The organism is Acidovorax sp. KPB24-03 (genome assembly GCF_057546605.1).
Window position 1 is genome coordinate 1 of record NZ_BAAJYR010000374.1, and the last position, 3388, is coordinate 3388.

Here is a 3388-nt window from a genome sequence, read left to right on the forward strand (position 1 = left end):
CAGCCTCACCGGCCTGCCCAACCGCCGCCTGCTGGCCGACCGGCTGGTGCTGGCGATCGCCCATGCGCAAAGGCACCGCGAACTGCTGGCCGTGTGCTACCTCGATCTCGACGGCTTCAAGCGCGTGAACGACCAGCACGGCCATGCCGCCGGCGATCAGTTGCTCATCGAGGTCGGCCGGCGCATCCAGTCGCATCTGCGCGCCGAGGACACGCTGGCGCGGCTGGGCGGCGACGAAATGGTGCTGCTGATCGGCGGGCTGCAGTCCCCCGACGACTGCGCCCCCCTGCTGGAACGGGTGCTGCAGGCCGTGCACCAGCCCGTGCCGCTGCCGCACGGCCAGGGCTTCGTCTCGGCCAGCATCGGCCTGAGCATCTACCCGCTGGACGGCGACAACCCAGACCTGCTGCTGCGCCAGGCCGACCACGCCATGTACGAGGCCAAGCAGAACGGCAAGAACCACTGCCGACGGTTCCAGGGCGCCGAACCCATGGTGCAGGCGCCGCTGTACGCCTCCGGCCGCTAGGTGCCAAGCGCCGGCGGCAGTGACGGCTCCCGCTCCTGCCCCTACGGAGCGCTGAAGAGGTGCTCCAGGTCCACCGGATGCATGGCCGATGCGATCACGGGCTGCCACTGGGGCAGCTCGTGGTTGGCGGACAGGTTGATCCGGTCCGCCCATCGGTCCTGGTAAGTGACGATCCGGGGATTGCCTGCCGCGGAGTAGGTCCCTGGCTGTGCCGACGCCACCCAGCCCGGGTGGTGCATGAGCATCGGCATGGACTGGATCGGGTCCAGCGACCGGGTGAACTGGCGCAGCGCGAAGGCCATGCCCCCTGCGGTCTTCGGGGCGACGTAGCGCTGCGCGACGGCCTCCATCCCCAGGCGCGGCGGGTTGAAGGCGTAGGTGCTGACCTTGCCACGCGCACCGTTGGCGTCCAGAAAATGCGCGATGTCGAAGCTGGCCAGCGTGGCCACCGCCGCCCCGAGGCTGTGTCCCACCACCGAGACCGACAGTGCCTTGCCGCTGTCCCGCGCCATGCCGGCATAGCGCATCAGCAGGCCGCCCAGATCCAGCCCGTTGGCACGCGGCGCCAGCGCTTCGGCATGCCACCGCTCCTGCCAACCGCTGCCCACCTGTCCCAGGTCAGGAAGGCCCGGGTCCAGCGGATTGGCATGGGGCCGGGGAATCTGCGACTTGAGGTCGCACATCAGATCGTCGCGGTCTTCCATGCGTGTGCCGGCAAACCCCAGCACGACCGCGAGCACCTGCGGGTGCTCCAGGTGGTCCCAGCACTTGGTGGCCGCGCTGGACTGATCGGCGGCGAAGCGCATGCCGCCCCGGCCGGTGATCTCGTCGAAATCCACGGTGTACGCCTGCCCCGCGAAATCCCGCATGCCCTCCAGCACCGCCCGCTGCAAGGCCTGCGTGGCCCTGGACGGCAGGCTGCGGGCGCCGCCGGCGTGCGGCAGATCGACCACCCAAAGGGCATCGGCGATATCGACCGAGGCCATGTCGATCACCGTTGGGGCCTCCAGACGGGCCCGCATCGGCCCGGAGCCGGTAGAGAGGCGCGGCGGCCGTTGAACAGCCAACCCGTGCAACGGCCCTGCCGTGCTGTGCCGCATCGGGATGCGTACCGGGGCACCGGGTGGAGGGCCTTGCGGAGTGGGCGCGCCCACCGAATGCGGCGGTGCCGTCGCTGGAAGTGGCTGTCGGAAAAATGCCGTGGTCATCGATCAGAGGTGCGCGGGTGATGCACGCGGGCGGGGTATGGGCGCAGACCCTGGCACCGGCGCATGGAATGGAGGAGGAAACCGAGCCCGGTATTCCACTGCGCCCGCCGCGGTCCGGAGCGACCGTGGGCGAACCGAGATGCCGCCCCGCGAACTGCGCAGCCCTCCCCGTCCCCGGTCCATATTCGCTCCGGTTCAGGCGGCAGTTGCCCCTTCAGCCTGCGCCAGCGCGTGATCGCGATAGGCCCGGCCGAAGCGATTGCCCAGGAAATCCCCCAGCGCGATCTGCTCCTGCCGGATGAACCCGGACTGCGGTAGCCGCCCCTGCACCACCAGGTCCAGTGCCGCGCAGATGCTGGCCGCCGTGGTCAGCTGGATGGCATTCAGCGCGTGCCCGCCCACCGTGGCGCCGACGATGCGTGCCGAGTACGCGTCCTGCACCAGCCGCCCGCCGCGCAGGCCCGATGCACTGGCGAAGACCACGATCACGTCCTGCTCGGTGGCCGGAATGGCGGCCTCGAAAATGTCCTTGAGCAGGTCACGCCGGTCGCGCAGGCGCAGGTCGTTCAGCAGCAGCTTCAGGATGGCGCAGTGCCCCGGATAGCGGATCGACTGGTAGTCCATGCGGCGGGCCCGGCCGGCCCAGGTTTCGGGCAGGGTGCCCAGCCCGCCCGAGGTATTGAAGGCCTCGTACTCCACCCCGTCGAGCGCGAAGGTCTCCAGTCCGTCCAGCGCCGCCACGGTGGTGGGCTGGCCGTCCACGATGGCTTCGCAGGGGTTGCAGTATTCGTTGATGAGCCCTTCGGTGCTCCACGTCAGGTTGTAGCGCAGCGCGCCCAGCGGGTAGCGCGGCAACGCGCCCACGCGCATGCGCAGGTCGTGCAGCGTGTCGAAGCGCTGCGCCAGATCGTTGCCCACCACGCCGATGAAGCCCGGTGCCAGCCCGCACTGCGGCATCAGCACGCTGCGGGCATCGTGCGCGAGGGTACGGATCGCCTGGGTGCTGCGCACGTCTTCGGTCAGGTCGAAGTAGTGCACCCCGTGGCGGGCGCACAGCGTGGCCACCGGCACGGCGCGGTGGAACGGCAACGCATTCAATACGGCGAACTGCCCGGCCACGGCCGCCTCCAGGGCGCCATCGTCCTGCAGCAGCACGGTGCCGACGCCCAGCGCCGCCACCCGGGCCAGCGCCTCGGGGTCCCGGTCGGCCACGATGATCTGGTATTCGCCCACCTCCTGCAGCAGCACGGCCATGGCAAAACCAATGTGGCCCGCGCCCAGGATGGCGATGCGATGGGTCGATGGGGTGGAAGGCATGGCGGTCTCCTCAAGGGGGTTGCAACGAAGGGATGGATGCAGCCATGCTAGGCGCCGATGCTGTCGATGTGTAGCGTGCAAAACGTCGTATTTGCTTCGTTCATTCGCCGAAACGACGAAAATGACTGACGCATTCGCAGCCCTGTTCCAAAGGACCCCGCCATGGCCACCGAAATGGACGACACCGATCGCCGCCTGCTCAGCCTGCTGCAAGCCAACGCGCGCGAAAGCACCGCGCTGCTCGCCCGCCGCCTGGGCCTGGCGCGCACCACCGTCGTCGCGCGCATCGCCCGGCTGGAGCGAGAGGGCGTCGTGGCCGGCTACGGCGTGCGGCTGG

4 protein-coding genes are annotated in these 3388 nt (G+C 69.6%); 2 read left to right on the top strand and 2 right to left on the bottom strand.

Annotated features, from left to right (window positions below):
• Positions 1 to 526 (top strand): diguanylate cyclase domain-containing protein (locus AC27KI_RS21115; protein WP_487115666.1); only part of this gene is annotated, 526 nt, incomplete at its 5' end.
• Between the two features lie 41 nt (positions 527 to 567).
• Here AC27KI_RS21115 and xopAP read toward each other — a convergent pair.
• Together xopAP and AC27KI_RS21125 are read right to left on the bottom strand one after the other, a co-directional pair.
• Positions 568 to 1512 (bottom strand): XopAP family type III secretion system effector, encoded by a 945-nt coding sequence (gene xopAP / locus AC27KI_RS21120; RefSeq protein WP_487115670.1) that lies wholly within the window; start codon positions 1510 to 1512, stop codon positions 568 to 570.
• Between the two features lie 417 nt (positions 1513 to 1929).
• A complete protein-coding gene (locus AC27KI_RS21125) occupies positions 1930 to 3051 on the bottom strand; it encodes a saccharopine dehydrogenase family protein (RefSeq protein ID WP_487115668.1) in 1122 nt (373 codons plus the stop codon).
• Positions 3052 to 3213: 162 nt separating this feature from the next.
• Here AC27KI_RS21125 and AC27KI_RS21130 point away from each other — a divergent pair.
• Positions 3214 to 3388: Lrp/AsnC family transcriptional regulator (locus tag AC27KI_RS21130; protein WP_487115672.1), on the top strand; the 175-nt coding region annotated here is incomplete at its 3' end.

Coding starts and splice junctions, on each gene's coding strand:
- AC27KI_RS21125 (WP_487115668.1), bottom strand. CDS start 3,051: ATGCCTTCCACCCCATCGACCCATCGCATCGCCATCCTGGGCGCGGGC.
- xopAP (WP_487115670.1), bottom strand. CDS start 1,512: ATGGCCTCGGTCGATATCGCCGATGCCCTTTGGGTGGTCGATCTGCCG.